The sequence below is a fragment of the Muriicola sp. SD30 genome (assembly GCF_041205185.1).
In the GTDB taxonomy this organism is placed as follows: domain Bacteria; phylum Bacteroidota; class Bacteroidia; order Flavobacteriales; family Flavobacteriaceae; genus Muriicola.
This window is the reverse complement of sequence record NZ_JBGEWB010000009.1, coordinates 1-5,883: the sequence shown is the minus strand read 5'-3', so window position 1 is coordinate 5,883 and position 5,883 is coordinate 1. Positions and strand designations below refer to the sequence as shown.

The following is a 5,883-nucleotide window of genomic DNA, read 5'->3' as shown; positions in this document are numbered from 1 at the left end:
GGGGGTAAAGGGACGAATGTCCCCCGGGGGGAATATAAATCTGACTTGTCATAAAGGGGCTTTTGCTTCTGTTTCTTCACCCTTTGGTATACCAAAAAAGGCGGCGAGCTATTGATGACTGCCCGCCCGTGCAAACATGATGCAGCGAGGATGGTTACAGGAAGCCATCATGCCAAAGGATTGGGCATTTATCATGGATTTTATGCATAAAAAAACCCTGAAGTAAAATGAATTACTTCAGGGTTAAAAAGGCGGCGACCTACTCTTCCACTTGGTGTAGCAGTACCATCGGCGCTGACGGGCTTAACTTCCCTGTTCGGAATGGTAAGGGGTGGACCCCGTCGCCATGGCCACCTGAGTTTTACACTTGCTTTGGGCAAGGGTGGTTTTCACCACAAATATCTTAACATAAAGGGATAGGGTCTTGTTTGAAGGCGTCGAATTTAAATCCTAGAGGAAGGTTAGTATACCTCAGAGTAGTTTACAAGGCAGTTAGCGGCGCAAGCCTAACGGACTATTAGTACCACTCGGCTACGTACTTTGCAGCACTTACACCTATGGCCTATCAACGTGGTCATCTCCCACGGCCCTTTAAAGAAATCTCATCTTGTGGCGGGTTTCGCGCTTATATGCTTTCAGCGCTTATCCCATCCCGACGTAGCTACCCGGCAATGCCCCTGGCGGGACAACCGGTACACCAGCGGTCAGTCCGACTCGGTCCTCTCGTACTAGAGTCAGCACCACTCAAATTTCTAACGCCCGCAGTAGATAGAGACCGAACTGTCTCACGACGTTCTGAACCCAGCTCGCGTGCCACTTTAATGGGCGAACAGCCCAACCCTTGGGACCTTCTCCAGCCCCAGGATGTGACGAGCCGACATCGAGGTGCCAAACCCCCCCGTCGATATGAGCTCTTGGGGGAGATCAGCCTGTTATCCCCGGCGTACCTTTTATCCTTTGAGCGATGGCCCTTCCATGCGGAACCACCGGATCACTATGCTCTACTTTCGTACCTGTTCGACCTGTATGTCTCACAGTCAAGCGCCCTTGTGCCATTGCACTCTACGCACGGTTACCAAGCGTGCTGAGGGCACCTTTAGAAGCCTCCGTTACTCTTTTGGAGGCGACCACCCCAGTCAAACTACCCACCACGCACTGTTCCCCTCATTCGAGGGGTTAGGCCCCGGACAAACAAAGGCTGGTATTTCAACAACGACTCCACCACGCCTAGCGACGCAGCTTCAAAGTCTCCCAGCTATCCTACACATGGTTTGCCCAAGGTCAATACGAAGCTATAGTAAAGGTGCACGGGGTCTTTTCGTCCCACTGCGGGTAATCGGCATCTTCACCGATACTACAATTTCACCGAGCTCATGGCTGAGACAGTGTCCAGATCGTTGCACCATTCGTGCAGGTCGGAACTTACCCGACAAGGAATTTCGCTACCTTAGGACCGTTATAGTTACGGCCGCCGTTTACCGGGGCTTCAATTCAATGCTTCTCCTTGCGGATGACATCTCCTCTTAACCTTCCGGCACCGGGCAGGTGTCAGGCCCTATACGTCATCTCTCGATTTTGCAGAGCCCTGTGTTTTTGATAAACAGTCGCCTGGACCTCTTCACTGCGGCCCCGATTGCTCGGGGCGACCTTTCTCCCGAAGTTACAGGTCTATTTTGCCTAGTTCCTTAGCCATGAATCTCTCGAGCGCCTTAGAATACTCATCCCGACCACCTGTGTCGGTTTACGGTACGGGCCGCAATACTCGCTTTTCTTGGAGGAAGCTATGCTGGATTATCGGCGCAGCCGTAGCCTTGCCGTACTATCTCACCCTTACAGGTGATTCAACGTACAATTCCGTCTGTACGCACCAACGCCACTCCCCCGTCACTTTTGTCGTATTGCGGGTACGGGATTATTAACCCGTTGTCCATCCACTACCCCATTCGGGTTCGTGTTAGGTCCCGACTGACCCCCGGCTGATTAGCATAGCCGGGGAAACCTTGGTCTTTCGGCGTGCGGGTTTCTCGCCCGCATTATCGTTACTTATGCCTACATTTTCGTTTGTAGCTCCTCCAGCAACCCTTACAGATCACCTTCAATGGCACTACAATGCTCCCCTACCCCTTACACCCGATGGTGTAAAGCCATAGCTTCGGTGGTGTGCTTATGCCCGATTATTATCCATGCGGAACCGCTCGACCAGTGAGCTGTTACGCACTCTTTAAATGAATGGCTGCTTCCAAGCCAACATCCTGGCTGTCTATGCAGTTCCACCGCGTTTTGTCAACTTAGCACACACTTGGGGACCTTAGCTGATGGTCCGGGTTCTTTCCCTTTCGGACATGGACCTTAGCACCCATGCCCTCACTGCTGATTAACATTTTATAGCATTCGGAGTTTGTCAGGAATTGGTAGGCGGTGAAGCCCCCGCATCCAATCAGTAGCTCTACCTCTATAAAACTATAAATCAACGCTGCACCTAAATGCATTTCGGGGAGTACGAGCTATTTCCGAGTTTGATTGGCCTTTCACCCCTACCCACAGGTCATCCCAAGACTTTTCAACGTCAACGGGTTCGGTCCTCCACTATGTGTTACCACAGCTTCAACCTGCCCATGGGTAGATCACACGGTTTCGCGTCTGCCACTACTAACTAAAGCGCCCTATTCAGACTCGCTTTCGCTCCGGCTCCGGACCTGAAGTCCTTAACCTCGCTAGCAACGGCAACTCGTAGGCTCATTATGCAAAAGGCACGCCGTCATCACGCGAAACGCGTGACTCCGACCGCTTGTAAGCGTATGGTTTCAGGTTCTATTTCACTCCCCTGTTCGGGGTTCTTTTCACCTTTCCCTCACGGTACTGGTTCACTATCGGTCTCTCAGGAGTATTTAGCCTTGGCGGATGGTCCCGCCAGATTCATACAGGGTTTCACGTGCCCCGCACTACTCAGGATACCACTACTGATAACGCACTTTACCCGTACGGGACTCTCACCCTCTACGGTCCGACTTTCCAGACGGTTCCAGTTCTGTAACGCATCAGACAACGTGGTCCTACAACCCCGATATTGCCGAAACAACATCGGTTTGGGCTAATCCGCGTTCGCTCGCCGCTACTTACGGAATCACTATTGTTTTCTCCTCCTCCGGCTACTTAGATGTTTCAGTTCACCGGGTTTGCTTCCCTTGCGGGATACCATGTCTTCAACATGGTGGGTTGCCCCATTCGGATACCTGCGGATCATATCGTATGTGCCGATCCCCGCAGCTTTTCGCAGCTTATCGCGTCCTTCTTCGCCTCTGAGAGCCTAGGCATTCCCCATACGCCCTTATTTAGCTTGTCGCCTTTGCCTCGTATTCTAATATCTCTTAAGGTATATCTTCATACCTTACTCTTTTATTTAAATTCGTGTCTTTACAAGTCTGTAATTATCCAACCAAAAAGTGTAAAACACCTCCCGGTTAAAAAACTACAAACCCTATCCCAATATGTCAATGAACATTTCGCTTACACTTTACAATGCCCCGTAAGGCGGTAAACGGACCCCTTTAAAAGGGCCTAAACTCTTAAAATCAAAAAGATCGTTTTTCGGAGTGTACGCCCACGGGCGTACCAACCTCAAACTCCCTTGTTGAAAAACTTTTAATAGCATCTTCAGTTGTCAAAAAGACCAAAGCAAGCTTTGTCTTTTCTCCTTCTTTCAGACACTCCTTATTAAAAGTTTTATCCGTGGAGAATATCGGAGTCGAACCGATGACCTCCTGCGTGCAAGGCAGGCGCTCTAGCCAGCTGAGCTAATTCCCCATAGTGCTCCGTAGCTGTCATATAACAGCGAAGGAGTACCTTTTATAGTTGGCAGTATTTTAGTCAGCAGTTAGCCTATACTAAATCTGCAACCGTGAGTTGCTCAACTTCTATAATCTCAATTTAATTCTCAATGAACGTGTGCGTTAGACCACTAAGGGCCTACCCTCATATGCACCTGATCTACTTTGCCAAGTAGTCTCAGGCAGACTTACACCTAAGGCGCATAAACTTCTCGTCTGCTTCTTCGTCTACTCTCGTAGTCTCAGGCAGACTCGAACTGCCGACCTCTACATTATCAGTGTAGCGCTCTAACCAGCTGAGCTATGAGACTGCATTTATTTTATAAATAATGGTAGACAGCTAAAATCAGTACATCTAAAAGAAACTACAGAACCGCCTTAAAGGCAGTTATACAATTACTCTACATCACCTCTGCGTAGCATCTTTCTCTAGAAAGGAGGTGTTCCAGCCGCACCTTCCGGTACGGCTACCTTGTTACGACTTAGCCCTAGTTACCGATTTTGCCCTAGGCCGCTCCTTACGGTGACGGACTTCAGGCACTCCCGGCTTCCATGGCTTGACGGGCGGTGTGTACAAGGCCCGGGAACGTATTCACCGGATCATGGCTGATATCCGATTACTAGCGATTCCAGCTTCACGGGGTCGAGTTGCAGACCCCGATCCGAACTGTGACCGGTTTTATAGATTCGCTCTCCGTTGCCGGATGGCTGCTCTCTGTACCGGCCATTGTAGCACGTGTGTAGCCCAGGACGTAAGGGCCGTGATGATTTGACGTCATCCCCACCTTCCTCGCGGTTTGCACCGGCAGTCTCGCCAGAGTCCCCAGCATTACCTGTTGGCAACTGACGACAGGGGTTGCGCTCGTTATAGGACTTAACCTGACACCTCACGGCACGAGCTGACGACAACCATGCAGCACCTTGCAAAATGTCCGAAGAAAAGTCTATCTCTAAACCTGTCATTCTGCATTTAAGCCCTGGTAAGGTTCCTCGCGTATCATCGAATTAAACCACATGCTCCACCGCTTGTGCGGGCCCCCGTCAATTCCTTTGAGTTTCATTCTTGCGAACGTACTCCCCAGGTGGGATACTTATCACTTTCGCTTGGCCGCCGAGACTAAAAGTCCCGACAGCTAGTATCCATCGTTTACGGCGTGGACTACCAGGGTATCTAATCCTGTTCGCTCCCCACGCTTTCGTCCATCAGCGTCAGTCGATAGTTAGTGACCTGCCTTCGCGATCGGTGTTCTATGTAATATCTATGCATTTCACCGCTACACTACATATTCCGGCCACTCCACTATGACTCAAGACAACCAGTATCAAGGGCAGTGCTACGGTTGAGCCGTACCATTTCACCCCTGACTTAATTGCCCGCCTGCGGACCCTTTAAACCCAATGATTCCGGATAACGCTCGGACCCTCCGTATTACCGCGGCTGCTGGCACGGAGTTAGCCGGTCCTTATTCTTACGGTACCGTCATCTCACGACACGTCGTGATTATTCTTCCCGTATAAAAGCAGTTTACAACCCATAGGGCTGTCTTCCTGCACGCGGCATGGCTGGATCAGGCGTGAGCCCATTGTCCAATATTCCTCACTGCTGCCTCCCGTAGGAGTCTGGTCCGTGTCTCAGTACCAGTGTGGGGGATCCCCCTCTCAGGGCCCCTACCTATCATAGCCATGGTAAGCCGTTACCTTACCATCTAGCTAATAGGACGCATAGCCATCCCGTACCGCCGAAGCTTTAAATTAAAATCGATGCCAATTCTAATTACCACGGGGTATTAATCCGGATTTCTCCGGGCTATCCCCCTGTACAGGGTAGGTTCTATACGCGTTGCGCACCCGTGCGCCACTCGTCAGCGGAAAAGCAAGCTTTTCCCTGTTACCGTTCGACTTGCATGTGTTAGGCCTGCCGCTAGCGTTCATCCTGAGCCAGGATCAAACTCTTCATCGTTATAACATTAATAATATCAACGCTACCACAAATCCGCAGAGTCATCCCGCCCCAAAACGGTTCTCATGTTTCATTTAAATCTAATGATCTTAAATC

Annotated in this window: 2 tRNA genes and 3 rRNA genes; all 5 read right to left on the bottom strand. The window is 50.5% G+C overall.

Annotated features, from left to right (window positions below):
• Positions 1–246 precede the first annotated feature (246 nt).
• The 5 genes from rrf to AB8P51_RS15110 all read right to left on the bottom strand — a co-directional run bounded on the left by rrf (position 247) and on the right by AB8P51_RS15110 (position 5,787).
• Positions 247–358, bottom strand: a 5S ribosomal RNA gene (gene rrf / locus AB8P51_RS15130).
• A gap of 138 nt (positions 359–496) precedes the next feature.
• Positions 497–3,344, bottom strand: a 23S ribosomal RNA gene (locus tag AB8P51_RS15125).
• 386 nt (positions 3,345–3,730) lie between these two features.
• A tRNA-Ala gene (locus tag AB8P51_RS15120) sits at positions 3,731–3,804 on the bottom strand.
• 260 nt (positions 3,805–4,064) lie between these two features.
• Positions 4,065–4,138 (bottom strand) — tRNA-Ile (locus tag AB8P51_RS15115).
• Between the two features lie 122 nt (positions 4,139–4,260).
• A 16S ribosomal RNA gene (locus AB8P51_RS15110) occupies positions 4,261–5,787 on the bottom strand.
• Together the 16S, 23S and 5S rRNA genes with 2 tRNA genes alongside form the textbook arrangement of a ribosomal RNA operon.
• Positions 5,788–5,883 lie beyond the last annotated feature (96 nt).